This window comes from Pseudomonas sp. PS01270 (genome assembly GCF_029959775.1).
In the GTDB taxonomy this organism is placed as follows: Bacteria; Pseudomonadota; Gammaproteobacteria; order Pseudomonadales; family Pseudomonadaceae; genus Aquipseudomonas; species Aquipseudomonas atacamensis.
Map to the genome: position 1 here is coordinate 1 of NZ_JASCPT010000042.1, position 26,778 is coordinate 26,778.

The 26,778-nt window shown below is 59.7% G+C and carries 20 protein-coding genes; 13 read left to right on the forward strand and 7 right to left on the reverse strand.

The genetic code is table 11. The features are described from left to right. Positions 1-81 precede the first annotated feature (81 nt). The 6 genes from QMX86_RS13965 to QMX86_RS13990 form a co-directional block, all read right to left on the reverse strand. Positions 82-858: an ABC transporter substrate-binding protein gene (locus QMX86_RS13965; RefSeq protein ID WP_122707150.1), complete on the reverse strand. Its 777-nt coding sequence runs from the start codon at positions 856-858 to the stop codon at positions 82-84. A 286-nt stretch (positions 859-1,144) separates the two neighbouring features. Next, positions 1,145-1,597 carry a molybdopterin synthase catalytic subunit MoaE gene (moaE, locus tag QMX86_RS13970; protein WP_282387594.1) on the reverse strand — a complete coding sequence of 151 codons (453 nt, stop codon included), beginning with the start codon at positions 1,595-1,597 and terminating at the stop codon, positions 1,145-1,147. A 2-nt stretch (positions 1,598-1,599) separates the two neighbouring features. Then, positions 1,600-1,854: a MoaD/ThiS family protein gene (locus QMX86_RS13975; RefSeq protein WP_041479493.1), complete on the reverse strand. Its 255-nt coding sequence runs from the start codon at positions 1,852-1,854 to the stop codon at positions 1,600-1,602. Further along, positions 1,851-2,324 carry a cyclic pyranopterin monophosphate synthase MoaC gene (gene moaC, locus QMX86_RS13980; RefSeq protein WP_008080206.1) on the reverse strand — a complete coding sequence of 158 codons (474 nt, stop codon included), beginning with the start codon at positions 2,322-2,324 and terminating at the stop codon, positions 1,851-1,853. The genes QMX86_RS13975 and moaC overlap by 4 nt, the downstream gene beginning before the upstream one ends. A 240-nt stretch (positions 2,325-2,564) precedes the next feature. After that, a complete protein-coding gene (locus tag QMX86_RS13985) occupies positions 2,565-3,959 on the reverse strand; it encodes a PhoH family protein (protein WP_024011685.1) in 1,395 nt (464 codons plus the stop codon). Positions 3,960-4,297: 338 nt separating this feature from the next. After that, positions 4,298-5,422 (reverse strand): polysaccharide deacetylase family protein, encoded by a 1,125-nt coding sequence (locus QMX86_RS13990; protein ID WP_282387595.1) that lies wholly within the window; start codon positions 5,420-5,422, stop codon positions 4,298-4,300. A 316-nt stretch (positions 5,423-5,738) separates the two neighbouring features. Between QMX86_RS13990 and yaaA the strand changes: the two genes are divergently transcribed. From yaaA to QMX86_RS14055, 13 genes are all read left to right on the forward strand, one after another. Further along, positions 5,739-6,518, forward strand: a complete 780-nt coding sequence (yaaA, locus tag QMX86_RS13995; RefSeq protein ID WP_110646408.1) for a peroxide stress protein YaaA — start codon at positions 5,739-5,741, stop codon at positions 6,516-6,518. A gap of 808 nt (positions 6,519-7,326) precedes the next feature. Continuing rightward, positions 7,327-8,643, forward strand: a complete 1,317-nt coding sequence (locus QMX86_RS14000) for a UDP-glucose/GDP-mannose dehydrogenase family protein (protein WP_122601887.1) — start codon at positions 7,327-7,329, stop codon at positions 8,641-8,643. Positions 8,644-8,722: 79 nt separating this feature from the next. Beyond that, positions 8,723-10,204: a mannuronan synthase gene (alg8, locus tag QMX86_RS14005; protein WP_161806094.1), complete on the forward strand. Its 1,482-nt coding sequence runs from the start codon at positions 8,723-8,725 to the stop codon at positions 10,202-10,204. A gap of 35 nt (positions 10,205-10,239) precedes the next feature. Beyond that, complete coding sequence (locus QMX86_RS14010) at positions 10,240-11,409, forward strand: alginate biosynthesis protein Alg44 (RefSeq protein ID WP_024011680.1); 1,170 nt, start codon at positions 10,240-10,242, stop codon at positions 11,407-11,409. A 15-nt stretch (positions 11,410-11,424) separates the two neighbouring features. After that, positions 11,425-12,930, forward strand: a complete 1,506-nt coding sequence (algK, locus tag QMX86_RS14015) for an alginate biosynthesis TPR repeat lipoprotein AlgK (protein ID WP_282386421.1) — start codon at positions 11,425-11,427, stop codon at positions 12,928-12,930. Beyond that, positions 12,927-14,408: an alginate export family protein gene (locus QMX86_RS14020; RefSeq protein ID WP_073473673.1), complete on the forward strand. Its 1,482-nt coding sequence runs from the start codon at positions 12,927-12,929 to the stop codon at positions 14,406-14,408. The genes algK and QMX86_RS14020 overlap by 4 nt, the downstream gene beginning before the upstream one ends. Positions 14,409-14,434: 26 nt before the next feature. Further along, positions 14,435-16,006: a mannuronan 5-epimerase AlgG gene (gene algG / locus QMX86_RS14025; protein WP_073473915.1), complete on the forward strand. Its 1,572-nt coding sequence runs from the start codon at positions 14,435-14,437 to the stop codon at positions 16,004-16,006. Between the two features lie 10 nt (positions 16,007-16,016). Next, positions 16,017-17,483, forward strand: coding sequence for an alginate O-acetyltransferase (locus QMX86_RS14030; RefSeq protein ID WP_122751910.1), 1,467 nt, complete (start codon positions 16,017-16,019; stop codon positions 17,481-17,483). An 8-nt stretch (positions 17,484-17,491) separates the two neighbouring features. Further along, positions 17,492-18,616: a mannuronate-specific alginate lyase gene (locus QMX86_RS14035; RefSeq protein ID WP_073473675.1), complete on the forward strand. Its 1,125-nt coding sequence runs from the start codon at positions 17,492-17,494 to the stop codon at positions 18,614-18,616. 214 nt (positions 18,617-18,830) lie between these two features. Further along, positions 18,831-20,396, forward strand: coding sequence for an MBOAT family protein (locus QMX86_RS14040; protein ID WP_024011674.1), 1,566 nt, complete (start codon positions 18,831-18,833; stop codon positions 20,394-20,396). Between the two features lie 10 nt (positions 20,397-20,406). Further along, positions 20,407-21,579 (forward strand): alginate O-acetyltransferase, encoded by a 1,173-nt coding sequence (locus tag QMX86_RS14045; RefSeq protein WP_016771604.1) that lies wholly within the window; start codon positions 20,407-20,409, stop codon positions 21,577-21,579. 14 nt (positions 21,580-21,593) lie between these two features. Continuing rightward, complete coding sequence (locus QMX86_RS14050; protein WP_016771605.1) at positions 21,594-22,250, forward strand: alginate O-acetyltransferase AlgF; 657 nt, start codon at positions 21,594-21,596, stop codon at positions 22,248-22,250. 208 nt (positions 22,251-22,458) lie between these two features. Then, positions 22,459-23,910: a mannose-1-phosphate guanylyltransferase/mannose-6-phosphate isomerase gene (locus QMX86_RS14055; protein WP_016771606.1), complete on the forward strand. Its 1,452-nt coding sequence runs from the start codon at positions 22,459-22,461 to the stop codon at positions 23,908-23,910. Between the two features lie 79 nt (positions 23,911-23,989). On the opposite strand, the gene QMX86_RS14060 is transcribed toward QMX86_RS14055, so the two are convergent. Then, positions 23,990-26,725, reverse strand: coding sequence for an RHS repeat-associated core domain-containing protein (locus QMX86_RS14060; RefSeq protein ID WP_282386250.1), 2,736 nt, complete (start codon positions 26,723-26,725; stop codon positions 23,990-23,992). Positions 26,726-26,778 lie beyond the last annotated feature (53 nt).

The window sequence follows — 26,778 nt, forward strand, 5'->3', positions numbered from 1 at the left end:
GGCCTCTTCGCGAGCAGGCTCGCTCCCACATTTGGAATGCGTTACCCCTGTGGGAGCGAGCCTGCTCGCGAAACCGCTTGATCAATCGCCGTAGATATCGGTCTTGAAATACTTCTCGGAAATCTTCTGATATTCGCCATTCGCGCGAATCCCGTCGATGGCGCTGTTCAACTGGCTGACCAGCTCAGCATTGCCCTTGCGCACAGCAATCCCCGCGCCCTCGCCGACGTACTTCGGATCCTTCAGCTCCGGCCCGACAAACGCGTAACCCTTACCGCGCGGCATCGACAGGAAGTCATTGAGCGGAATGGTGTCGGCAAAAATCGCATCAAGGCGCCCCGCCGCCAGGTCCATGTAGATTTCTTCGTTGTTGCTGTAGCGCTTGACGTTGATGCCCTTGGGTTCGAACACCTCGGTGGCATAACGATCGGTGGTGGTCGCGCGCTGCACGCCGACGTTCTTGCCTTTGAGGCTGGCGTACTGATCATCGACCGTAGCGCCTTCCTTCATCACCAGACGCGAAGAAGTGAAATAGTACTTGTGGCTGAAATCCACCGACTTCTTGCGATCTTCGTTGATGGTCATCGACGACAGCGCCATGTCGATCTTCTTCACTTTCAGCGAAGGAATCAGCCCGTCGAACTCACCTTCAACCCACACGCACTTGACCTTCATCTGCGCACACAGGGCGTTGCCGATGTCGTAGTCGAAACCGACGATTTCACCTTTATCGGTTTTCGACGCGAATGGCGGGTAGGCCGCTTCGATGCCGATGCGCAAGGTTTTCTCGGCGGCAAAGGTGCTGGCACAGGCCAGCAGGCTGAAGGCAAGGCCGGTGATGAGGGGGAGTTTCTTCATTGTTCATTCTCTCGCGGGTTGTTGTTGGTTTGGCAAGATGAAGAAGAGCAGCTGCTAGCGGGGAGCTACGAGCGGCAGGATTGAAGCTTTTTTTGTACCTGGAAATCCATATTGGACTTATAGGTACAAACCGTCAATCCGCGAGAAGAGAGTGTCTGCGAGGTTTTTGCCGTTACAGATGGCCCCTTCGCGAGCAAGCTCGCTCCCACATTGGATTTGTGAACGACACAGATCCAATGTGGGAGCGAGCTTGCTCGCGAAGGCGTACTGAGGGGCGCTACAGGAATTACTTTTTCCAGCGATCAGCGGCGGCATGATCACTGTCACGCCCTTCGACCCAACGTGGTCCATCGCTGGTGTTTTCTTTCTTCCAGAACGGCGCGCGGGTTTTCAGGTAGTCCATCACGAAGGCGCAGGCATCGAATGCGGCCTGGCGGTGGGCGCTGGCGGCGCCGACGAAGACGATCGGTTCGCCCGGCTCCAGCGCGCCGATGCGGTGCAGCACTTCCAGTTTCAACAGCGGCCAGCGCTGCTCGGCTTCGACGGCGATCTTGCCGAGGGCCTTCTCGGTCATGCCCGGATAGTGTTCGAGGAACATCCCGGCCACGTCGAGACCGTCGTTGAAGTCGCGCACGTAACCGACAAAGCTCACCACCGCGCCAACGCCGACATTGGACGCGTGCATCGCATTGACTTCAGCGCCCGGATCGAACGGCGTGGCCTGCACGCGAATCGCCATGCTCAGCCTCCGGTCACGGTGGGGAAAAACGCCACTTCGTCGCCATCGACCACCGGCTCGTCGAGCTGGCAGAGGTCTTCGTTACGTGCGCACATCAGGTTCTGCTCGCTCAGCACTTCGGCGCCATCACGTTGCGCCTGCATTTCAAGAACATGCGCCCGAACGTCATCGACGGTGGCGAAATCGCCTTCAACCGCAACCGAATCCACGCCCAGCGCTTCACGGTAGCGGGCAAAAAATTTCACGGTCAGTTTCATGGCTGCTCCGCCTGGAAGTGGCCGCTCTTGCCGCCGACTTTCTCCAGCAGCCGCACGCTTTCGATGGTCATGCCACGGTCGACGGCTTTGCACATGTCGTAAATGGTCAGGGCGGCGACGCTGGCGGCGGTCAGCGCTTCCATCTCGACACCGGTCTGCCCGGACAGCTTGCAGCGGGCGACGATGCGCACGCTGTCCTCACCCTCGGCGCTGAGTTCGACTTTGACGCCAGTCAGCATCAGCGGATGGCACAGGGGAATGAGGTCGCTGGTTTTCTTCGCCGCCTGAATACCGGCAATGCGCGCCACGGCGAACACATCGCCCTTGGGGTGGCCGCCGCTGACGATCATCTGCAGGGTTTCAGGGAGCATGCGCACCAGCGCTTGAGCGGTCGCTTCACGGAACGTCACGGCTTTTTCAGTGACGTCGACCATGTTGGCGCGACCTTGGGAATCGAGATGAGTCAGCACGGGATTACTCCTGATCAGGAGCGTGGATTGTAAACCTGTGGGTCAGATATCCGCATCACTGATTATGAAATCACCGTTGCCCCCTGTGGGAGCGAGCCTGCTCGCGAAAGCGGATTCAGATTCACCATAGATGTCGACTGATACATCGCATTAGCGAGCAGGCTCGCTCCCACAGGAGACATGCATTTATCCATAAAAAAACCGGGCGGCTTTAAGGGGTCGCCCGGTTTGGGTGAAGGGTTACAGATGCGATTCGGCGTATTCGGCCAGGATCGAGCGAGGCACCCCTTGCAGGGTGATGTGCACACCGTTGGGGAAATCCTTGAAGCGTTCGGTCAGGTAGGTCAGCCCGGAGCTGGTCGCGGACAGGTAAGGGGTGTCGATCTGCGCCAGGTTGCCCAGGCACACCACTTTGGAACCGGCGCCGGCACGGGTGATGATGGTTTTCATCTGGTGCGGCGTGAGGTTCTGGCATTCGTCGATCAGGATCAGGCTTTGCTGGAAGCTGCGACCGCGAATGTAGTTGAGCGATTTGAACTGCAACGGCACTTTGCTGAGGATGTAGTCGACGCTGCCATGGGTGTTTTCGTCATCCATGTGCAAGGCTTCGAGGTTGTCGGTGATGGCGCCCAGCCAAGGCTCCATTTTTTCCGCTTCGGTGCCGGGCAGGAAGCCGATTTCCTGGTCCAGACCCTGCACGCTGCGGGTGGCGATGATGCGGCGATAACGTTTGCTGACCATGGTCTGCTCGATCGCAGCGGCCAGCGCCAGAATGGTTTTACCGGAACCGGCGGCGCCGGACAGGTTGACCAGATGAATGTCCGGGTCAAGCAACGCATACAGGGCCAGACTCTGATAGATGTCGCGCGGCTTCAGGCCCCAGGCCTCCTGATGCAGCAGCGGTTCCTGGTGCAGGTCGAGGATCAGCAGGCGGTCTTCCTGGATTTCCTTGATCCAGCCGACAAAGCCCTGCTCGTCGATGATGAACTCGTTGATGTGCACGGCCGGCAGGTTGTCGATCAGTTGCACCTGATGCCAGGTGCGGCCGTGATCCTGACGGGTTTCGACCTTGCTCACGCGGTCCCAGAATGAGCCGGTCATGTTGTGGTAGCCGTTGGGCAGCAGGGACACGTCATCGACCAGTTGGTCGGTGCTGTAGTCCTCGGCGTCGATGCCACAGGCGCGCGCCTTGAGGCGCATGTTGATGTCTTTGGTGACCAGCACCACCGGTTTCTGCGGATCGCGGGTGTGCAGATCAATCAGTTGGTTGATGATTTTGTTGTCGTTCAGGTGCTCGGGCAGAATCAGGTTCGACTCGGCCTGTTTGCTCATCAGAATTGACAGCAAGCCTTTCGGCCCGCCCTTGCCGCGCTGGATCGGCACACCCAGTTCGACGTCCTCGGGGGACGCATCGCCCAAGGTCTTGTCGATCAGGCGGATCGCCTGACGGCATTCGGCGGCCACGCTGTGATGGCCGCTCTTGAGCTTGTCCAGCTCTTCCAGCACGGTCATCGGGATGGCGACGTGGTGTTCTTCGAAATTCAGCAGGGCATTTGGATCGTGAATCAATACGTTGGTATCGAGTACATACAGGATTGGCTGGTTGGAGGAAGGGCTGCGTCCGTGATCATCCATACTCGGTCACCTTTGTGGGAGCCATTCGACGCAATACCTTGACAGTGCTGCGCCTCGAGGTGACTGCCGAATTCATCCACGAGGGCCTGGATGAACTGCACACAATAGGAGTCTGGGAAGACGCCACCTGTGTTGCAGGTTTCGGCGGTCTGTCTTCGTAATACTCCAAAACCGATGACATAAAAAAGCACTTTGACGGTTTTTTTAAGTTTATTTTGCAGAGTGACGAAAAGCCCTTGGCGGACTCCCCGTACCCCGCTAAAGTCGGAAGTCCGCCTGCATCGAATTCCTCCTGAAAATTACCCCAAGCCCAATGTTTCCGGGCTTTTTGTCGTTTCTCAACGAAACGCGTCCTGACAGTCTTCCCAACCGATGCCGCTCTGCGCAGTCTGGGTGATCAGCCACGGCAAGGACGTCTTCACCGCATCCTGTTTCATGTTGAAATTGATCACCCCGTGCCGCCACAGCAGCATCAGGGTCAACACTCGCTGCGCGCTCGCCGGCCCCTTGAGCTTGCCGGCACCGTCCTGGGCATCGATGTCCCACAGCGCCACTTGCAGGCCCTGGCTATTGAAAAAACCCTGCGCGTCACTGCGGCGCTGGCCATCCGGCGGCCGGAACAGCGGCACGTAATTTTCCGGCAGTTTGTTTTTCACCAGATCGGCGCTGCGTCGCACCGAATCCTGCCAGTCCTGCCAATGGCTGTGGGAGCGGAACTCCCAGCCCTGCACGCCCACGCACTGCCGGGAGAAACTCGCCTGCAGGCTGCTGACCGAACGGCCGGTGAGTCGCGCCTGAATATCCTTGCCCAAGACAAAGAATGTCCCGCTCAGATTGGACTTGCGCAGGTATTCGGTCAGCCAGTCGGTGTTGTCCGGTTGCACGTTGGCGGCGCTGTCGAACGTCAGCAGAAACAGCCGGTCGTGCATGTCGTCGCCGTTGCGCTCGTAGTCGCCAAAACGATCGAACTCGTTACTGGTTTGCGGCGACAGCGCAGCCTTGCGCATCAACTCGTCGAGGTACTGCAAATGGAAGATCCGGCTCGGCTCGGCCCATTTGGTGTAATAACTGTCGTCGCTGACCACGAACTTGGCCGCCTGCTCGCGCAGGGTCGGCAGGTCTTCGACGAGGAAGCAGAACGAGGCGTCCTGATCGCAGCTTTGCTGGGCGTGGTTGTAGTTGGCGAGCAAGCGCTGCCAGAGGCGCTGGCGCAGCTGATTGACCGCATCGATATTGACCGTGCGCAGGCCCAGGCGCTGGGCCAGTGCCGCCTCGTCGATGGACTCGGTGCCGAGCAGGCCGCGAGCGAACATGAGAATTTCCGCCCGCGACGCGACGTCGAACAGGGTCGGATTGCTGAGCTGCTCCGGCCAGGTCGTGCGATCCAGCGTCGCCGCGTCGCCGGGCGCCGCCATGGCGCCGACGCTCAGCAGCCACGCGGTGAATATAAGAACAATGCGCAAAGGGATGTCTCCATAACAAAACCCGCGCGGCACTATAGCTGATCCTGTCCTGTTCCCCCTCAGCCACGGATGATCGTTCCCACGCTCTGCGTGGTAACGCCTCCCCGGACGCTCCGCGTCCGACGACTGTGACGCAGAGCGTCACGGGCTGCATTCCCACGCGGAGCGTGGGAACGATCATGTAAATCCGCTTTCGCGAGCAGGCTCGCTCCCACAAGGGGTTTGAGTTAAGCCGTCGATCACCTATGGGCTTGATAGCTGGAGTCAACCCGGACAACCCCCTAGAATCGCCCCCACGATTAAAGGAGACGACTTCATGCTGATGGTGATTTCCCCCGCTAAGACCCTCGACTACGAAACACCGCCGGCGACCCAGCGCTTTACCCAGCCGCAGTACCTCGACCATTCCCAGGAATTGATCCAGCAGTTGCGCGAGCTGAGTCCGGCGCAGATCAGCGAGTTGATGCACGTGTCCGACAAGATCGGTGGCCTCAATGCCGCGCGTTTCGGCAGTTGGACGCCGGCCTTCACCCCGGAAAACGCCAAACAGGCGCTGCTCGCCTTCAAGGGCGATGTGTACACCGGCCTGGATGCGCAGTCCTTCAGCGAGGCGCAATTCGATTACGCGCAAAAACACCTGCGCATGCTCTCCGGCCTTTATGGCCTGCTGCGGCCGCTGGATCTGATGCAACCCTATCGCCTGGAAATGGGCACCAAACTGGCCAACGCCCGTGGCAAGGATCTGTATGCGTTCTGGGGCACGCGCATCAGCGAGTGGCTGAATGAAGCGCTGGCCGAGCAAGGCGATGACGTACTGCTCAACCTTGCATCCAACGAATACTTTTCCGCGGTCAAGCGCAGCGCGTTGAAGGCGCGGATCATCAACACCGAGTTCAAGGATCAGAAGAACGGCCAGTACAAAATCATCAGTTTCTACGCCAAGAAAGCGCGCGGCCTGATGAGCCGTTTTGTGATTCAGGAACGCATCAACGACCCGTCTCAACTCAAGCAATTCGATGTACAGGGTTATCGCTACAGCGCCGAGCAGTCGAAACCCGACAATCTGGTGTTTTTGCGCGACCACGCCCCGGAATAAAGCATGCCCTTTGCACGACTCTTTTCCTCAAGAGTCGTGCAGTCCGCCCGAAGTCAAAATCCCCTCGCGACATATCGCCAATTTAATGGCGCCAATAAAACCACACTCTATTTTCTAATTTTAGTTTCACTCGACACTGAAGTTTTTTTTCAGTAGTGGCACCTAAATTTTTTACCCGTAGTGGCACAAAACTATCGGCCCCGGTTTCGCCCCGATAACTAAAGGGCGAAATCGTTAGTGCTATCAATTTGCACCCAGTGCCATCTTCATCAATATTTCAAAAAATTTCGACTGGCACGATGAGCGGGCTGGAACTATGTCCAAATGCATTGCTCATACCACCGGTAACGATTCTCGCCGAGTTTGTACGAGATAACTTACGCAGAGCTGATAGCCATGTAACCAAGTTGTCACAGCAACTTGCCTGAGTGACTAACTAGTCTCAAAACAATCGAAGGACAGGAGATACGCACCATTAATATCCCCTACAAAGGCCAAGGCCGCGCCCCTATAAACGTGCTCGCCTGAGCACCTAACTGCTTGATTTACCGGCTCCCTACCGGACGTCGAGCAGGCTACACGACTGCACTAGAGTCTTCCCGCACGGAAGATCGGCTGCATAACAGGGCAAGTCATAACAACAAGGCCTAGTTGCGCACATCTTGAGTGCACTTATTAGACACTCGGAACTTTGTATGCCTGCACACGGCATTGTGGCGCCTGTAAGCCGCACTTCCGAGTGCACTAGTGACCGCTGAACACCATTAACTCCGGCCTCTAAGGCCTGATATATACAGAGGTAATTGCGATGCGCATCAGCATATTTGGTTTGGGTTACGTTGGCGCAGTATGTGCCGGTTGCCTGTCTGCACGGGGCCATGACGTAGTTGGCGTCGATGTTGCCAAAGACAAGATCGACATGATTAACGCCGGCAAATCGCCGATTGTAGAACCGGGCTTGGGCGAACTGCTGCAACAGGGAGTCCAGACCGCTCGTCTGCGCGGTACGACCAATTTCGCCGAGGCGATTCGTGATACCGACCTGTCGATGATCTGCGTCGGCACGCCAAGCAAAAAGAACGGCGACCTGGAACTGAACTACATCGAGGCCGTGTGCCGCGAGATCGGTTTTGTCCTGCGTGAAAAAACCACCCGTCACACCATCGTCGTGCGCAGCACCGTGTTGCCAGGCACCGTGGCCAACGTGGTCATCCCGATTCTGGAAGACTGCTCGGGCAAGAAGGCTGGCGTCGATTTTGGCGTAGCGGTCAACCCGGAATTCCTCCGCGAATCCACCGCCATTGCCGACTACGATCACCCACCGATGACCGTCATCGGCGAGTTCGATACCGCGTCGGGCGACGTTCTGCAATCGCTGTACGAAGAACTCGACGCACCGATCATCCGCAAGGACATCGCCGTTGCCGAGATGATCAAGTACACCTGCAACGTCTGGCACGCGACCAAAGTGACCTTCGCCAACGAGATCGGCAACATCGCCAAAGCCGTCGGCGTCGATGGTCGTGAAGTGATGGACGTAGTCTGCCAGGACAAGACCCTGAACCTGTCCCAGTACTACATGCGCCCGGGCTTCGCCTTCGGCGGTTCGTGCCTGCCCAAAGACGTGCGTGCGCTGACCTACCGCGCCGGTTCCCTGGACGTCGAAGCACCGCTGCTCAACTCGCTGATGCGCAGTAACGAATCGCAAGTGCAGAACGCTTTCGACATCGTTGAAAGCCATGAAAAACGCAAAGTCGCCCTGCTCGGTCTGAGCTTCAAGGCCGGCACCGACGACCTGCGCGAAAGCCCGCTGGTCGAACTGGCGGAAATGCTGATCGGCAAGGGTTACGACCTGAGCATCTACGACAGCAACGTCGAATACGCCCGTGTCCACGGTGCGAACAAGGACTACATCGAATCGAAGATTCCGCACGTATCGTCCCTGCTCAACTCCGACTTCGACTCGGTGATCGACAACTCCGACGTGATCATCCTCGGCAACCGCGACGAGAAATTCCGTTCGCTGGCCCAGGAAGCGCCGCAGGGCAAGCAAGTCATCGACCTGGTGGGCTTCATGTCCAAGGCCACCAGCGCCGGTAGCCGCACCGAAGGCATTTGCTGGTAAGGCAAGCCTCAAGCTTCAAGCCGCAAGCAAAGGCAACACGCTTGCGGCTTGAAGCCTCCATCACCTTCGGATGACGGTTATGACCAAGCTCAAACATTTTTTTCTGCAATCAGCCGGCTGGCTTTTTTATCTCAGTCTGCTGATGGGCCTGGCCTTGATGCTGCCCACGTCCACATTCGACTCCGAGTCGAAGGACTTCATTTTCCTGATTGGCGCCGTGGGTATCTGGCGCTACTCGATGGGTGCAACGCACTTTGTGCGCGGCATGATTTTTCTCTACATCGTTTACCCGCACTTGCGTCGCAAAGTACGCAAGCTGGGTAAAGCGGCCGATCCGTCGCATGTGTTTCTGATGGTCACCAGCTTTCGTATTGACGCGCTGACCACCGCGCAGGTCTACAGCTCGGTGATCCGCGAAGCCATCGACTGCGAACTGCCGACCACCATTGTCTGCTCGATCGTGGAAATGTCCGACGAGCTGCTGGTCAAGGCGTTGTGGGCGCGGATGAATCCGCCGGAGCGGGTCAAGCTCGACTTCGTGCGGATTCCCGGGACCGGCAAGCGCGATGGTCTGGCCTTCGGTTTCCGCGCGATCTCCCGTCACCTGCCGGACGACCGTGCCGTGGTGGCCGTGATCGACGGCGACACCGTGCTCGGCGAAGGCGTCGTGCGCAAGACCGTGCCGTGGTTCCAGCTGTTCGGCAATGTCGGCGGCCTGACCACCAACGAGTTCTGCGAAGTGCGCGGCGGCTACATCATGAGCGAATGGCACAAGCTGCGTTTCGCCCAGCGCCACATCAACATGTGCTCGATGGCCCTGTCCAAGCGCGTACTGACCATGACCGGTCGGATGTCGGTGTTCAAAGCCTCCGTGGTGACCAATCCGGAGTTCATCGCCGACGTTGAAAGCGACTCGCTGCAACACTGGCGTCTGGGCCGCTTCAAGTTCCTGACCGGTGACGACAAGTCGAGCTGGTTCAGCCTGATGCGCCTGGGTTACGACACCTTCTACGTGCCGGACGCCGCGATCAACACCGTTGAACATCCGCCGGAAAAGAGCTTCATCAAGGCCAGCCGCAAGCTGATGTTCCGCTGGTACGGCAACAACCTGCGCCAGAACTCCCGTGCACTGGGTCTGGGTATCCGCCGCCTCGGCGTATTCACCTCGGTGGTGCTGTTCGACCAGCGCGTGTCGATGTGGACCTCGCTGCTCGGCCTGACCGTCGCACTGATCGCCAGCTTCAAGTACGGCACCGCGTTCATTCTCGTGTACCTGCTGTGGATCGGCATCACCCGCCTGATCCTGACGCTGTTGCTGTCGTGTTCCGGCCACCGCATCGGCCCTGCTTACCCGGCGATTCTGTATTACAACCAGATCGTTGGCGCCCTGGTGAAGATCTACGTGTTCTTCCGCCTCGACCAACAATCCTGGACTCGCCAGCCCACATCCCTGACCCGTGATCTCGCCAGCTTTCAACGTTGGTTCAACACCTGGTCGTCTCGGACCATGACCTTCTCCGCCGGCAGCATTTTTGTCGCCGTGCTGCTGATGATGGTCTGACCCGCTCCTATTGAATTAACAAGGAAATCGCCCCTATGAATACCGCCGTCAACGTCAACGTAGTGCATGAATCCGAAGCCCAGCGCCAGCACGCTCGCGTGAAAATCCCGGCCAAGCTGCGTTTCTTCGGACCTGACCGGACGCCGCTCGAAGCGCGGGTCCTCGATCTGTCGGCTGGCGGTCTGGCGTTCAACGCCGGGCAGATGCCGCTGACCATCGGCGAGGTGTACAAGGCGCGTCTGCAATTTGTCATCGACAACCTCGGCCTGGCCATGGACGTTGAACTGCAGGTGCGTTCCTTTGACCGCGCCACCGGCCGCGCCGGCTGCCAGTTCCAGAACCTCGAGCCGCAGGACATTTCCACCCTGCGCCACCTGATCACTTCGCACCTGGCCGGCGACATCGTCAGCATCGGCGAAGTGCTGGCAACCCTGCAGCGCGACAATTTCACCAAGGCGCGCAAGAACAAGACCAACGACACCGGCATGACCCCGTTCGGCCGCCTGAAAGCCGTGACCTTCAGCGCCGGTATTTTCGCTGTTGGTCTGGTCGCCGCCGGTTTCATCTTCAAGTCGGTGTACGGCATGTACTTCGTCAGCCACGCCCAGGCCGGTCTGGTCAGCGTGCCGGGGATGAACATCACCATGCCGCGTGACGGCACCGTGCAGAGCCTGGTCAAGTCCGACGGCGTTGCCGCCAAAGGCGCACCGCTGGCGACCTTCAGCACCAGCATGCTCGACGTGCTCAAGGGCCATCTGGCCGAAGACCAACTGGCCCCGGCCAAGGTTGAAGAACTGTTCGGCAAGCAAATGACCGGCACCCTGACCTCGCCGTGCGATTGCACCGTGGCCCAGCAACTGGTGGCTGACGGTCAGTACGCGAGCAAGGGCGACGTGATCTTCCAACTGGTGCCGCGCAACACCCAGGCCAACGTTGAAGCACGCTTCTCCTATCGCCAGTTCGGCGACGTGCGTCCAGGCACTCCGGTGAGCTTCCAGATCGCTGGCGAAGACAAGACCCGCACCGGCAAGATCGTCAGCAGCACCAGCCTGAAGAGCGCCGACCTGTCCTCCGACATTCGCGTACAGATCCAGCCTGACGAGCCGCTCGACAGCAGCCTGGCCGGCCGCCCGGTGGAAGTGAACAGCGACCGTGGCCCGAACCTGAACTGGCTGATCGACAAAGCCATGGCTGCCGGTCTTTAAGTCGAGGACATGCCTGTGACTACTCCACCCATCTCAAGCACACCACAAACCCTGTGGGAGCGAGCTTGCTCGCGAATGCATTCTGACATTCAGCCTCAGTGCCGACTGACACACCGCTTTCGCGAGCAAGCTCGCTCCCACATGGGGTCAGTGTGCGCATTGGCATTGGCAGTGAGTCTGGCCGGTTGCGCCGGGCTGCCCGATCAGCGTCTGGCCAACGAAGCGCTCAAGCGTGGCGACACCGCCACCGCTGCGCAGAACTACCAGCAACTGGCCGATCTGGGTTACAGCGAGGCGCAAGTCGGCCTGGCCGATATCCAGGTCGACAGCCGCGACCCGGCGCAGATGAAACAGGCCGAGGCGACTTACCGCGCAGCGGCCAGCGTGTCGCCGCGTGCCCAGGCACGTCTCGGTCGTCTGCTGGTGGCCAAGCCGGGCTCCACCGAAGCCGAGCACCACGAAGCCGAAACCCTGCTGAAAAAAGCCGCCGCCAATGGCGAAGGCAACACGTTGATCCCGCTGGCGATGCTGTACCTGCAATACCCGCACAGCTTCCCCAACATCAACGCGCAGCAGCAGATCGATCAGTGGCGCAAGTCGGGCTACCCGGAAGCGGGTCTGGCGCAGGTGCTGCTGTATCGCACCCAAGGCACTTACGACCAGCATCTGGATGACGTGGAAAAGATCTGCAAGGCCGCGCTCAACACCACTGACATCTGCTACGTGGAACTGGCTACCGTTTACCAGAAACGCGGCCAGCCGGAACAACAGGCCGAGCTGATCAAGCAGATGCAGGCTGGTTACAGCCGTGGCACCGTCACTGCGCAGCGTGTCGACTCCGTGGCCCGCGTGCTGGCCGACTCGACCCTGGGCAAGACCGACGAAAAAACCGCGCAGTCGTTGCTCGAGCCGATCGCTCCGGGCTACCCGGCGTCGTGGGTCACCCTCGCGCAATTGCTTTACGACTTCCCCGAACTGGGCGACGTCGACCAGATGATGAAGTACCTGGACAACGGTCGCGCCGCCGACCAGCCGCGCGCCGAACTGCTGCTGGGCAAGGTCTACTACGAAGGCAAAATGGTCCCGGCCGATGCGAAAGTCGCCGAGGAACACTTCCAGAAAGCCGTTGGCCGCGAAGTCGCCGCCGATTACTACCTCGGCCAGATCTACCGTCGTGGCTACTTGGGCAAGGTCTATCCGCAGAAGGCTCTGGACCACCTGCTGACCGCTGCGCGCAACGGCCAGAACAGTGCCGACTTCGCCATCGCCCAGTTGTTTTCCCAAGGCAAGGGCACCAAGCCCGACCCGCTGAACGCCTACGTGTTCAGCCAACTGGCCAAGGCCCAGAACACCCCGCAAGCCGATGAACTGGCAGCGACCCTCGAGGCGCAACTGCCGCCCGAGCGCCTGCCCGAAGCCCGCCGCCTGTTGCAACAGGAACAGGCCAGCCGTGGCGCCCTGAACTCGAACACGCTGCAACTGCACGCCCTGCAAGAAGAAGACGGCGAGGAAAAACTATGAAGCTGAACCCATTCGTGAAGGCCGGTATTGGCCTCACCTTCGCGCTGCTCTGGTCTTGCCCGACACTGGCTGCGATGACTGAAACCAAGAACTTCGGTCTGGAAGTGAAACTCACCGGCCAGTCCGAAGACGACCGTGACCTCGGCACTGCCGGCGGCGGTGACGTCAATGGCGTGGGCCTCGACCTGCGTCCGTGGATCTACGGCGAAAGCGGCGCGTGGAGCGCCTACGCGATGGGTCAGGCGGTGACCTCGACCGACATCATCGAGACCGACACCCTGCAACAATCCGACGGTGAACAAGCCACCGACAACAGTGATCGCAAAACCAAGAAGAACTACCTGGCGATGCGCGAGTTCTGGGTCGGCTACAGCGGCCTCACCCCGTACCCGGGCGAGATGCTCAAGTTCGGTCGCCAGCGTCTGCGCAATGACGACGGCCAATGGCGCGACACCAACATCGAAGCGCTGAACTGGACCTTTGACACCACCCTGCTGCGGGCCAATGCCGGTGTTGCCGAGCGTTTCAGCGAATACCGCACCGACTTGAAAGAGCTGGCGCCGAAAGACAAGGATCGCCTGCACGCCTACGCCGACGCTGCTTACCAGTGGACACCGGGCCAGTGGGTCGGCATTCGCGGCCACCACACTCACGATGATGGCAAACTCGATTACGCCGAGCCGGGCGTCCCGCGCGACTCGCTGGACAAGACCGAGAACGGCGACATCAGCTGGATCGGCCTGACTGCCGACAGCGACGCCTACAACTGGCGCAACACCAACACTGTCAACTACTGGGGCAGCATCACCGGCATGAGCGGCGACCGCGACACGGTCAATGCGCTGAACGCCGACGGCACGCGCCCGGCACAAGCCAAGCGCAGCGATGACATCAGCGGCTGGGCAGCCGATGTCGGCGTGCGTCTGCGCCTCGATCCGCAGTGGCAAGTCGGCGGTGCATACGCCCGCGCCAGTGCCGATTACGAACAGAACGGTCTGGAGAGCAACCGCTCCAACTACACCGGTACCCGCTCGCGCGTGCACCGTTTCGGCGAAGCGTTCCGTGGCGAAATGAACAACATGCAGACCGCCACCCTGTTCGGTTCGTGGATGGTCAACGACGAGTACGACGCCAGCCTGATCTACCACAAGTTCTGGCGTGTCGACGGCAACAAGCCGGTCGGCAGCAACGGCATCAACGCGGTGGAAAACAACACCGACGACGTCACCGGCGCAATCCTCTCCAGCACATCCTTGCCGCTTGAAGATGGCAACAAGGACCTGGGTCAGGAAATGGACCTGGTCGTCACCAAGTACTTCAAGCAAGGCCTGTTGCCGGCGGCGTTGAGCCAGTCGATCGACGAGCCTTCGGCACTGGTGCGTTTCCGTGGCGGTGTATTCAAACCGGGCGATGCCTACGGCAGCCAGGTTGATTCCTACATGCACCGCGCATTCATTGACGTGATCTGGCGCTTCTGATGCAAACCGCCAAGGGAGTGCCCGACATGATCAGCACCAGAACAGGCTCACTCAGCCTGCTGGCCGGCGCGATGCTGCTGGCCAGCGCCGGCGCCTTCGCCAATGTTGAACCGGCGAAACCTGCGACCGTGGCCAAAGAACTGCAACAGGCCAAGACCTACACCGTCAGCAGCGCGCCGACCGACGCGCTGAAACTGGCCAAGCCGACACTGCCCGACCTGTCCGGCTTCACCGCCGAAGCCGCTGCCGCGAAGATCGTGCGCAGCAAGCCGGGCAAGATCAGCGTGCGCCGGATGATGCAGGAAAACGCCCTGAAGGACTTCATCGGCGGCGATAACAAGATGGCCGAATGGGTGGTGCGTCAGCACGGCATCCCGCAGGCCATCTTCATCGACGACGGCTACATGAACCTCAAGGATCTGGCGAAAAAACTGCCCAAGCAGTATTTCAGCGAGACGTCCCCTGGCGTGTACCTGGCAAAATTGCCGATCGTGGTCGGCGAGAAAGGCATCCTCGAAATCGATGGTCAGACCCAGGAACTGCGCCTGTCCCAGGAAGCCGGTTCGTTCCTGGTCAACGACGGCAAGCTGTTCGTGCGTGACACCAAAGTCACCGGCTGGCGCGAGAAGGACAACGGCCCGGCGACCTTCCGTTCGCCGAAGGAATTCCGTCCGTTCCTGCTCTCCTGGGGCGGCACCGAGACCTACATCGTCAACAGCAAGATGGCCAGTTTCGGTTACGCCAACAGTAAGTCGTACGGGGTGAGTATTTCCCAGTACACGCCGAACATGGCCAAGGTCCTCAAACGCCCGGAACCGACCGGCTGGATCGTCGGCTCCGAGTTCTCGGACATGTGGTACGGCTTCTACTGCTACGAAACCAGCGACTTTGTGGTCAAGGGCAACACCTACAAAGACAACATCGTCTACGGCATCGACCCGCATGACCGCTCGCACCGTCTGATCATTGCCGAGAACACCGTTCACGGCACGAAGAAGAAGCACGGGATCATTATTTCCCGTGAGGTCAACGACAGCTTCATCTTCAACAACAAGAGTTTCGACAACAAGTTGTCGGGCCTGGTGATCGACCGTAACAGCGTCAACAACATCATTGCCTACAACGAGATCTACAAGAACCACACCGACGGCATCACGCTCTACGAGTCCGCCGACAACCTGCTGTGGGGCAACAAGGTCATCAGCAATACCCGTCACGGCATTCGTATTCGTAACAGCGTGAACATCCGCCTCTACGAAAACGTTGCCATGACCAACGGCCTGACCGGTATCTACGGCCACATCAAGGACCTGACCGACACCGACCGTGACATCAAGCTCGACCCGTTCGACGCGCAGGTCTCGCTGATCGTCGTCGGCGGCGAGCTGGCGGCCAATGGCAGCGGCCCGCTGTCGATCGACTCGCCGCTGAGTGTCGAGCTGTATCGCGTGTCGATGCTGGCGCCGACCAAGTCCAGCGGGATCAGCTTCAACGGCATCCTCGGCGAGCGCCAGGATGAGATTCTCGATCTGTTGGTGCGCCAGCAGAAAGCCGTGCTGATCGACCCTGTCGAACGCCAGACCGAATTGCAGGACTGAGGATAATTTTATGCACCCACACATGATCAAACTGCTCAGCCTCTCGGCCCTGACCCTCGGCATTCTCGCTGCCGGCAACGCTCGCGCCGACGCTGACGGCGCAAGCGTCACGCCACCGAAGTTCACCGCCGAGCCGTGCTGCAACCTGTGCCCGGCGGCCCATGACGCGAAGAACTACACCACGCGTTATCAGCAGAACTTCACCACCCTGGTACAGGCCCAGGGCGACTGGCTGTTCCGTACCCAGGAAGACCTGCGCACCGAGTTCAACACCACGCCAGCCGGCTACAAGCGCCTGCAACAGCTGCACGATGCGTTCAAGAGCAAAGGCGTCGAGCTGGTGATCGTCTACCAGCCGACCCGTGGCCTGGTGAACCGCAACAAGCTCAACCCGCAGGAAAAAGCCGCGTTCGATTACGAGAAAGCGCTGGGCAACTACAAGACCATGCTTGGCCGTTTCGCCAAGATGGGCTACGTGGTGCCGGACCTGTCGCCACTGACCAACGAATCGCTGCCGGACACCCTGCCCGCCCACGATTTCTACTTCCGTGGCGACCAGCACTGGACACCTTACGGTGCCCAGCGCACGGCAAAAATCGTCGCCGAAAAGGTCAAGCAGATCCCGGCCTTCGCCGACATTCCCAAGCGTGAATTCGAGACCAAGCGCTCCGGGCGCATGGGCAAGACCGGCACCCTGCACAACATGGCCGGGCAACTGTGCGGCACCAGCTATGCGATCCAGTACATGGACCAGTTCACCACCGAGCCGAAAGGCGAGGCCGGTGACGGCGACCTGTTCGGCGATTCCGGCAATCCGCAGATCACCCTGGTCGGTACATCGCACAGCGGCAAGAACTACAACTTCGCCGGTTTCCTCGAAGAAGCCATCGGCGCCGACATCCTCAACGTGGCCTTCCCCGGCGGCGGTTTCGAAGGTTCGATGCTGCAATACCTGGGCAGCGAGGAATTCCAGAAGACTCCACCGAAGATTCTCATCTGGGAATTCTCGCCGCTGTATCGCCTCGACCAGGAAACCATCTATCGCCAGATGATGGCGCTGCTCGATAACGGTTGCGAAGGCAAAGACGCGCAAATGTCCGCCAGTGCCACGCTGAAGCCGGGCAGCAAGCAAGAACTGCTGGTCAACAGCAAGAACCTGAACTTGCAAAATGCCAACCATCAGGTCGACATCCGCTTCGCCGACACCTCGGTGAAAACCCTGCAAGCCACCCTCTGGTACATGAACGGTCGCCACGAGGACATCAAGATCGAGAAACCGGAAACCTCCGACACCGACGGTCGTTTCGCCTTTGAGCTGCGCACGGACGAAGACTGGGCCTCGCAAAACCTGCTGGCCGTTGAAGTCCAGGGTCCTGAAGCCGGACCTGACGCCGCGCCACAAAAAGTCGAAGCGAAAATCTGCAAACGCAACGTATTCCCGGGCGTCGGTCAACAGACCGCGCAGCTCGGGCAATGAGGTCTGCTATGCGAAATCCGAAACTGAAAAATCTGTTGGCACCGACACTCCTGAGCCTGGCGATGTTCGCCGGGGCAACTCAGGCCGCCGCGCCATTGCGTCCACCGCAGGGCTACTTCGCCCCGGTGGATAAATTCAAGACCGGCGACAACAGCGATGGCTGCGACGCGATGCCGGCGCCGTACACCGGTCCGCTGCAATTTCGCAGCAAGTACGAAGGTTCGGACAAGGCCCGCGCGACGCTGAACGTGCAGTCGGAAAAAGCCTTTCGCGACACCACCAAAGACATCACTACGCTGGAGCGCGGCACCGCCAAGCGCGTCATGCAGTTCATGCGCGACGGTCGCCCGGAGCAGCTCGAATGCACGCTCGACTGGCTGACCGCGTGGGCCAAGGCTGACGCGTTGATGTCCAAAGACTTCAACCACACCGGCAAGTCGATGCGCAAATGGGCGCTGGGCAGCATGGCCTCGTCGTACATTCGCCTGAAATTTTCCGACTCGCATCCACTGGCCCAGCACCAGCAGGAAGCGCAGTTGATCGAAGCCTGGTTCAGCAAAATGGCTGATCAGGTGGTCAGCGACTGGGACAACCTGCCGCTGGAAAAAACCAACAACCACTCGTACTGGGCCGCCTGGTCGGTGATGGCCACCGCCGTCGCCACCAACCGCCGCGACCTGTTCGACTGGGCCGTCAAGGAATACAAGGTCGGCGTCAATCAAGTCGATGCCGATGGCTTCCTGCCCAACGAACTCAAGCGCCAGCAACGCGCCCTCGCCTATCACAACTACGCCCTGCCGCCGCTGGCGATGATCGCCAGTTTCGCCCAAGTCAATGGTGTCGATCTGCGTCAGGAAAACAATGGCGCACTGAAGCGGCTGGGTGACCGCGTGTTGGCCGGCGTCAAGGACCCTGACGAGTTCGAAGAAAAGAACGGCAAAAAGCAGGACATGACCGACCTCAAAGAGGACATGAAATTCGCCTGGCTCGAACCGTTCTGCACGCTCTACACCTGTGCGCCGGATGTGATCGAGAAGAAGCGCGACATGCAACCGTTCAAGACCTTCCGTCTTGGCGGCGACCTGACCAAGGTCTACGACCCGTCGCATGAAAAGGGCAATAAGGGTTCGTAAGGCCAGACGCAAAACCTGTGGGAGCGAGCCTGCTCGCGAATGCGGTCTGACATTCAGAATGTGATGTCGACTGACACGACGCTTTCGCGAGCAGGCTCGCTCCCACGGGTGCCGGTGTCAGGTTTGAGATTTTTGAGTTGACCCTCCGGTTTTACGTGGGGGGTTTGGGGGGGCTTTGGCCCTTGACTGTTGGTTCAAACATGGAGAGATCGGGATGGTATTTTCATCCAACGTGTTCCTGTTTCTGTTCTTGCCGATCTTTCTCGGCTTGTACTACCTGAGCGGGCAACGCTATCGCAACCTGCTGCTGCTGATCGCCAGCTATGTGTTCTACGCCTGGTGGCGGGTGGACTTCCTCGCGCTGTTCGCAGCGGTCACGCTGTGGAACTACTGGATCGGCCTGAAAGTCGGTGCCGCTGGCGTCAGAACCAAACCGGCGCAGCGCTGGCTGCTGCTCGGCGTGGCCGTCGACCTGTGCATTCTTGGCTACTTCAAGTACGCCAACTTCGGTGTCGACAGCATCAACGAGATCATGACTTCGTTCGGTCTCGAGCCGTTCATCCTCACCCACGTGCTGCTGCCGATCGGTATTTCGTTCTACATCTTCGAATCGATCAGCTACATCATCGACGTGTACCGTGGCGACACACCGGCCACGCGCAACCTGATCGACTTCGCGGCATTCGTGGCGATCTTCCCGCACCTGATTGCCGGCCCGGTCCTGCGCTTCCGCGATCTCGCCGATCAGTTCAACAACCGCACGCACACCCTCGACAAGTTCTCCGAGGGCTGCACGCGGTTCATGCAGGGTTTCATCAAGAAGGTCTTCATCGCCGACACCCTCGCCGTGGTCGCCGACCATTGCTTCGCCCTGCAGAACCCGACCACGGGCGATGCCTGGCTCGGTGCGCTGGCGTACACCGCACAGCTGTATTTCGACTTCTCCGGTTACAGCGACATGGCCATCGGTCTGGGCTTGATGATGGGTTTCCGCTTCATGGAAAACTTCAAACAGCCGTACATCAGCCAGTCGATCACCGAGTTCTGGCGCCGCTGGCACATCAGCCTCTCCACCTGGCTGCGTGACTATTTGTACATCACCCTCGGCGGTAACCGTAAAGGCACGCTGATGACCTATCGCAACCTGTTCCTGACCATGCTGCTCGGTGGTCTGTGGCACGGCGCGAACATCACTTACATCATCTGGGGCGCCTGGCACGGTATGTGGCTGGCGATCGAAAAAATGCTCGGTCTGAACACTTCGCCGCGCAGTCTCAACCCGATCCGCTGGGCACTGACTTTCCTGCTGGTAGTGATGGGCTGGGTGATCTTCCGTGCCGAGAACTTGCACGTTGCCGGGCGCATGTACGGTGCAATGTTCAGCTTCGGCGACTGGTCGCTGTCGGAACTCAATCAGGCCAGCCTCACCGGCCTGCAAGTGGCAACCCTGGTGGTGGCTTACGTGACCCTGGCCTTCTTCGGCCTGCGTGATCTGTACACCAATCAGCCGCCAGCCAAGACCAAACCTGAAGTCAACGTCGAGGCCGATGGCCCTGCCACGGCGACGCCGGGAATGATCAAGGCAGCGCCTGGGGAAAATCCGGCGAGCATCCACGAACCTGGCTACACCGTCGGCGTCGAAGCCCAGGTGCAACCGGCCTACTGGACCGCCGATTGGTCGCGCTACGTGATGCGCGGGCTGATCCTGCTGCTGTTCATCGCCTCGATTCTCAAACTCTCGGCGCAAAGCTTCTCGCCGTTCCTTTACTTCCAGTTCTGAGGGATCTGACATGACCCGCTCATTACGCATCTTCTACATCGCCCTGTTCCTGGTGACGCTGTTGGTCCTCGGTCTGTGGTCGATTCGCAGCTTCTTCGGCTTCAGCACCAACGCCGACGCGACGGTGCTCAATGGCCGCTGGACCAAGGCGGTGGAAACCCACTACGACGATGAATTCCCGATCAAGCGTCTGGGCACCAACCTCTGGGCCGCGCTGGATTTCAAACTGTTCAACGAAGGTCGTCCGGGCGTCGTGCTCGGCCGCGACCAGTGGTTGTACAGCGATGAGGAATTCAACCCGATCGTCAACGAACAGCAGAACCTGCAAGGCAACTACGCGCTGGTCGAAGGCGTGCGCCAGACCCTGAAAGAGAAAGGCGTGAAACTGGTGATGGCGATCGTGCCGGCCAAGGTGCGTCTGTATCCGGAGCATCTGGATGAAGTGAAGCCTTCGAGCATTCACCAGAACCTGTATCAGGATTTCCACGCCCGTGTCGCGGCCGACAAGATCCTCGCCCCTGACCTGCTCGGCCCGCTGCAACAGGCCAAGCAGAACGGTCAGCAAGTGTTCCTGCGCACCGACACCCACTGGACGCCGGAAGGCGCCGAGATCGCCGCCAACACGCTGGCGAAAACCATTGCCGAGAAATTCCCGCTGAGCGGCGAGCCACAGCGCTTCGTTACCACGCCAGCAGAGAAGGTCACGCACAAGGGCGATCTGCGTTTGTTCCTGCCGCTCGATCCGCTGTTCGAAAACATGATGCCGGCGCCTGAGCCACTGCTCAAACGCAACACCGTTGCCGCCGAGCAGCCTGCCGGTGACGACGCCCTGTTCGCCAACAGCGAAGTACCGGTCGCGCTGATCGGCACCAGCTACAGCGCCAACCCCAACTGGAACTTCGTCGGTGCGCTCAAGCAAGCGCTGCACAGCGACGTCGTCAACTACGCCGAAGACGGCCATGGCCCGATTCTACCGATGCTCAGCTACCTGAAAAGCGATGACTTCAAGAACAGCCCGCCACAAGTGCTGATCTGGGAGTTTCCTGAACGATATCTGCCTGTGAACAACGAAATCGGCGACGCCGACCCGCAGTGGGTCGCAGAGCTTAAACAAGCCGGCGCCCGCCAACAAAACGTAGCCATCAACACTAAATCCGAGACGCCCGATCGGGCGCAAAACTGAAAGAGAGGTACACCATGACTTTCACTACTACTCCTCGTCGTCTCGCTAAAAGCTTCGCACTGGTTGCTGGCCTCAGCGTACTTTCCGTCCCAGCCTTCGCCGGCGGCGACGCCGCGCTGTACGGCCCGACCGCACCGAAAGGCTCGACCTTCGTGCGTGTCTACAACGCCAGCAACGCTGAAGTCAGCGCGACTGTCGGCAGCACCAACCTGAGCGATATCGCGCCACTGGCCAGCAGTGACTTCAGCTTCATGCCAGGCGGCGACTACAGCGCCAAAGTCGGCAGCCAGACCCTGCCGGTGAAACTCGCCGGTGACCACTACTACACCCTGGTCAACAACGCTTCCGGCGCGCCACAACTGATCGAAGAGCCGCCGTTCAAGAACAAGCAGAAATCCCTGGTACGCGTGCAGAACCTCAGCGACAAACCGCTGACCCTGAAGACCGCCGACGGCAAGACCGAAGTGGTGCCGAACGTCGCTGCCAAGGGCCGTGGCGAACGTGAAATCAACCCGGTGAAAGTCAGCCTGGCGCTGTACGAAGGCGACAAGAAAGTCGGCGACGTGAAACCGGTCGCTCTGGAGCGTGGTGAGGCAGCCGTACTGTACGTCACCGGCAACGGCAGCAACCTGTCGCCAGTCTGGGTGAAACGCCCGGTGTCGACTCGCTAACCAATTTCCCGCAGAGACGCTGATCCCTGTAGGAGCTGTCGAGTGAAACGAGGCTGCGATCTTTTGATTTTGAAGATCAAGATCAACAGATCGCAGCCTTCGGCAGCTCCTACAAGGGATGCGGCGTCTTCGGACACGAGACAAAAACAAGAGTGAAACGACACAACGTTCGTTGCTCTAACCAAATTGATTTTATGGAGTAAACACTATGATTCCGGTGATCTTGTCAGGTGGTAGCGGTTCGCGTCTGTGGCCTCTTTCGCGTAAGCAGTTCCCTAAACAATTCCTCGCTCTGACCGGCGAACACACACTGTTCCAGCAAACCCTCGAGCGCCTGGTGTTCGAAGGCATGGACACCCCGATCGTGGTCTGCAACAAGGAACACCGTTTCATCGTCAACGAGCAACTGGCCGCGCGCAATCTGGAATGCCAGCGCATCCTGATGGAACCGTTCGGCCGCAACACGTCGCCGGCCGTAGCATTGACCGCGATGATGCTGGTCAATGAAGGCCGCGACGAACTGATGCTGGTGCTGCCGGCCGACCACGTGCTGGAAGACCAGAAAGCCCTGCAACGTGCGCTGGCCTTGGCGACTGTCGCAGCCGAGAACGGCGAGATGGTGCTGTTCGGCGTACCGGCGACCAAACCGGAAACCGGCTACGGCTACATCAAATCCACCGCCGATTCGCTGCTGCCCGAAGGCGTCAGCCGCGTCTCGCACTTCGTCGAAAAACCGGACGTCAAGCGCGCCACCGAGTACGTCGAATCCGGCGGTTACTACTGGAACAGCGGCATGTTCCTGTTCCGCGCCAGCCGCTTTCTCGAAGAACTGAAAAAGCACGATCCGGACATCTACGACACCTGCCTGCTGACCCTTGAGCGCAGCCAGCAGGACACCGACACCATCACCTTCGACGAAGCCACCTTCGCTTGCTGCCCGGACAACTCCATCGACTACTCGGTGATGGAAAAAACCCAGCGCGCCTGCGTAGTGCCGCTGACCGCCGGCTGGAGCGATGTCGGCTGCTGGTCGTCGCTGTGGGAAGTCAACGAGAAAGACGCCAACGGCAACGTCAGCAAAGGCGATGTGGTCATCCAGGACAGCAAGAACTGCATGATCCACGGCAACGGCAAACTGGTTTCGGTGATCGGTCTGGAAAACATCGTCGTGGTCGAAACCAAGGACGCGATGATGATTGCCCACAAGGACAAGGTCCAGGGCGTCAAGCAGATGGTCAACACCCTCAATGCCCAGGGCCGCAGCGAAACCCAGAACCACTGCGAAGTCTATCGCCCGTGGGGCTCGTACGACTCGGTGGACATGGGCGGGCGTTTCCAGGTCAAGCACATCTCGGTCAAGCCGGGCGCGTGCCTGTCGCTGCAGATGCACCACCACCGCGCCGAACACTGGATCGTGGTCAGCGGCACCGCCGAAGTGACCTGCGACGAGAACGTGTTCCTGCTCACCGAAAACCAGTCGACCTACATCCCGATCGCCTCGGTGCATCGCCTGCGCAACCCGGGCAAGATCCCGCTGGAAATCATCGAAGTGCAGTCGGGTTCGTACTTGGGTGAAGACGATATCGAACGTTTCGAAGATATCTACGGCCGCTCCACCCCGATCGAACGCGGCGTGTCGGTGAAGACCATCGCGCAGTAATCGATCACTAAAACGAGAAGCCCTCGTCCAGCCCGTTGCGTTCCCTATCCGCAGCGGGCTGGGCGGGGGCTTTTTTTGTCTAGCCGAAGACTGAATTGCGGCGTCTCGCCAGCGGTGAATCTTCATCGACCGACTCGCCTTCCGTCCCCTGCGCCAGCCCCGCGGGACCTTGTGTAAACGCGGCTGCAAACAGTTGCTGGGCCAACGGTGTGGGTGTTGATTCCGGTTCTGCAAACAACGGCTGCCGCCGGGTCGATCGATTGAAGGACTGCAAGTCGACCGCCGGACTGTTCGAGGAGATGGCAAGAGGCACGGCAACGGGTGTGCTGAGCAGTTTGTACTGGATCCGCGTCTGAGCCTCGGAAACCTGCATGGCATTGCCCATTGCCACACTCAGTGAGCCCACCAACTGAACTGCGGGGTTAGCGGCGTGCATCAGCAGATTTCCGCCGATCTGGAAGCCTTTGGCCACGGCACCGCGCCTGGCTGCAAGCACTTGCGGTTCTTCGACAGGGCTGTTGAACGCAACGGACATGGGTCCCATGATCCGGCTGGTGGTCTCCTCCCCCAACACCCGATTCATTGTCGAAGAAACGAATTCACCGGAGTGGTACAGCACGGCCCCCGAAGGTGGCGCGGTGTGCGTCCGCGCGGCGGCAATGACATGTGCCTGATGTGTGTTGAGCACGGAGTTGTCCCGGGCTCCCAGCTCTGCCAGCGCTACCGGTATTTCGCGGCGATAGGCCTGGACGTCGGGATTGGGGTCATTCTCGAAGTAACGGCGCACTGGCTGCATGCCGGCGGCTTGCACGGGATTGACCAGTTTCTGGTCGGCAAGATCGTGGTACACCCGATCGGGAGCATGCTTGTCGGGCTTGCGCCCGTCGCTGTCTCTGTAAGTGACTGGGTTATTGCGCATCGCGCGATAGCGATTATGACCGTCGATCGCCCCGCCAGGATCGGTATTCAACCAGCGTTGCAGCCACGGCACGTAATAGCGAAACCCAAAGTAATAAAGCCCCGTGGCATCACGTTCCTTTCCCGAATAGCGCGCGGTCTTGTAGCTGACGTCGGGCTCCTTGGCCCACGCCGTCGCGCCAAACGGATAAAAATGCTCGCGGCTGATCAGCCGCGCATCGGCGTCCAGCTCAACACTGATCGAACCCAGGTGATCTTTGAAATTGTATCGGTAGAGATTATTCAGGCCGGTCGGCGGTGGGCTTTGCCAATGCAGGACGCGTACGGTGTTGAGTCCGGTATGCACGGTGAGCACTTGCAGGCTTTCTCCGGTGCCAGTGTCGGTGCGTAACTCCAGCGCTGGCAGATACCGCACCTGTGCAAGAAGACTGCGCGCAGCCGTGCGTGACGAACGCGTTTTCAATACCCGCTGACCGGCGCCGTCGTAGAGGTAGTTTTCACAGTCATCGGCGTCTGATACGCGCAGCACGAGCACCACCGAATTCAGCTGGTTCCGCAGATTCCACTGCAACCGGCGTCCCTGATCCAGCAACAGCAAATTGCCTCGCGCATCGAACGCCTCAGCGATCTGGGCCTCAGATGGCGGCTTACCGTCATGCCACGGCAAGCAACGATTGCTGTAGCGCGCGGCCTGCAATTGATGACCTGGACTCTGTGGGCCAACGTGAGTCAGCTCGAGCAAATTGCCCCCGGCGTCATAACGATAACTCTGGCTGTAGTTGGCGACAGCGGTCGGCCCGCCACCGGCAGCGCCGGCCTCCCAGCCAGTGGCGTGAATCAACTGGCAAAGGCTGTCATAGCGGTAGCGACTGACCGGCTCGACGCGCTGGTTGGCGAACCAGCGCACCGGCAATGCCTGGTCTTCGATGCTCAGCACATTGCCCATCGGGTCATAGGCATACAACAGGTCCTGCCAAACGTTGCCCTCTTGATCCTGAGCATGACGCATGAGCAGACGGCCGTCTTCAGGGCGGTAGCTCAGCGTGGTCAGAACGCCGTTGCCTGCCAGCTCCTGGGTCACCTGACCTTCGGCGTTGTACCGAATATCACTGACCACAGGATGGTCTGAAGTCTGATACCTGAGCCGTAGATCAACCCCGCGTAATCGTCCGTCGTGAGTCAGCGCGAATACCTGCCGATGACCAGCGGCATCCACCTGTTCCAGCACGGAGCCCTGCGGTGAAAAGCGCCATTGCGTGCTTGCCCCTTCGGACTCCAGCGGTACCTTGCGCTCAACGTCAGCATCTGGCCAATCCGGCACAACCGGATCGAGCGCGAAGCGTCGGGTGTTTTCACAACACTGGCCGGTAATTGCGAATTGCTCGAACAGGACACTACCGGCCGGATCGTCATGCCGGATCAACTGACCGAGCTGATTGCGCAGCGCCTCGCCAAAGCCGGGCCGGCCATAGGCAAAACGCTCGGCGCAGCGGCGAGGTACGCCTGTGCCTTCTTCGAACACCGCGACAGGGCGCAGCAAGTCATCGTATGCAATCTCGCGGCATGTGCCACGGCTGTCCCAGTTGAACAGCGTCTGGCCGGCGAAACCCGGCAACCGGACCTGGACTCCCGCATCGCTGCTGTCCGAGCGCAGCGCGATATCGTTCAAGGCATGGGTGGTGGTAAGGCTGGCGGGCGCTTGCGGATCGATCACCTGCAACGCCCACAATCGCGCATCCCATTGTTTGACTACACGCCCGGCAACGTCCCGCAACTTCCGCTCGATTCGGGGCTCACTTGCCAGCGCCGCATCGGCGCGCCAGTAGTTGACGTTGAGGATGGCCAAACCGCGCGGATCGTTCACGGCAAGCGTTGGCGTATTGCGGTGGATGCCCATAGTGCGTCAACGTCCCAGTGTGCCCTTCGCGCATGAGAGCAAGCCCGGACGTG

Excerpts from the sequence above, each read along its gene's own strand:
- QMX86_RS13965 (WP_122707150.1), bottom strand. The coding sequence starts at position 858 with ATGAAGAAACTCCCCCTCATCACCGGCCTTGCCTTCAGCCTGCTGGCC.
- moaE (WP_282387594.1), bottom strand. The coding sequence starts at position 1,597 with ATGGCGATTCGCGTGCAGGCCACGCCGTTCGATCCGGGCGCTGAAGTC.
- QMX86_RS13975 (WP_041479493.1), bottom strand. The coding sequence starts at position 1,854 with ATGAAACTGACCGTGAAATTTTTTGCCCGCTACCGTGAAGCGCTGGGC.
- QMX86_RS13985 (WP_024011685.1), bottom strand. The coding sequence starts at position 3,959 with ATGGATGATCACGGACGCAGCCCTTCCTCCAACCAGCCAATCCTGTAT.
- yaaA (WP_110646408.1), top strand. The coding sequence starts at position 5,739 with ATGCTGATGGTGATTTCCCCCGCTAAGACCCTCGACTACGAAACACCG.
- QMX86_RS14000 (WP_122601887.1), top strand. The coding sequence starts at position 7,327 with ATGCGCATCAGCATATTTGGTTTGGGTTACGTTGGCGCAGTATGTGCC.
- alg8 (WP_161806094.1), top strand. The coding sequence starts at position 8,723 with ATGACCAAGCTCAAACATTTTTTTCTGCAATCAGCCGGCTGGCTTTTT.
- QMX86_RS14010 (WP_024011680.1), top strand. The coding sequence starts at position 10,240 with ATGAATACCGCCGTCAACGTCAACGTAGTGCATGAATCCGAAGCCCAG.
- QMX86_RS14020 (WP_073473673.1), top strand. The coding sequence starts at position 12,927 with ATGAAGCTGAACCCATTCGTGAAGGCCGGTATTGGCCTCACCTTCGCG.
- algG (WP_073473915.1), top strand. The coding sequence starts at position 14,435 with ATGATCAGCACCAGAACAGGCTCACTCAGCCTGCTGGCCGGCGCGATG.
- QMX86_RS14030 (WP_122751910.1), top strand. The coding sequence starts at position 16,017 with ATGCACCCACACATGATCAAACTGCTCAGCCTCTCGGCCCTGACCCTC.
- QMX86_RS14035 (WP_073473675.1), top strand. The coding sequence starts at position 17,492 with ATGCGAAATCCGAAACTGAAAAATCTGTTGGCACCGACACTCCTGAGC.
- QMX86_RS14040 (WP_024011674.1), top strand. The coding sequence starts at position 18,831 with ATGGTATTTTCATCCAACGTGTTCCTGTTTCTGTTCTTGCCGATCTTT.
- QMX86_RS14045 (WP_016771604.1), top strand. The coding sequence starts at position 20,407 with ATGACCCGCTCATTACGCATCTTCTACATCGCCCTGTTCCTGGTGACG.
- QMX86_RS14050 (WP_016771605.1), top strand. The coding sequence starts at position 21,594 with ATGACTTTCACTACTACTCCTCGTCGTCTCGCTAAAAGCTTCGCACTG.
- QMX86_RS14055 (WP_016771606.1), top strand. The coding sequence starts at position 22,459 with ATGATTCCGGTGATCTTGTCAGGTGGTAGCGGTTCGCGTCTGTGGCCT.
- QMX86_RS14060 (WP_282386250.1), bottom strand. The coding sequence starts at position 26,725 with ATGGGCATCCACCGCAATACGCCAACGCTTGCCGTGAACGATCCGCGC.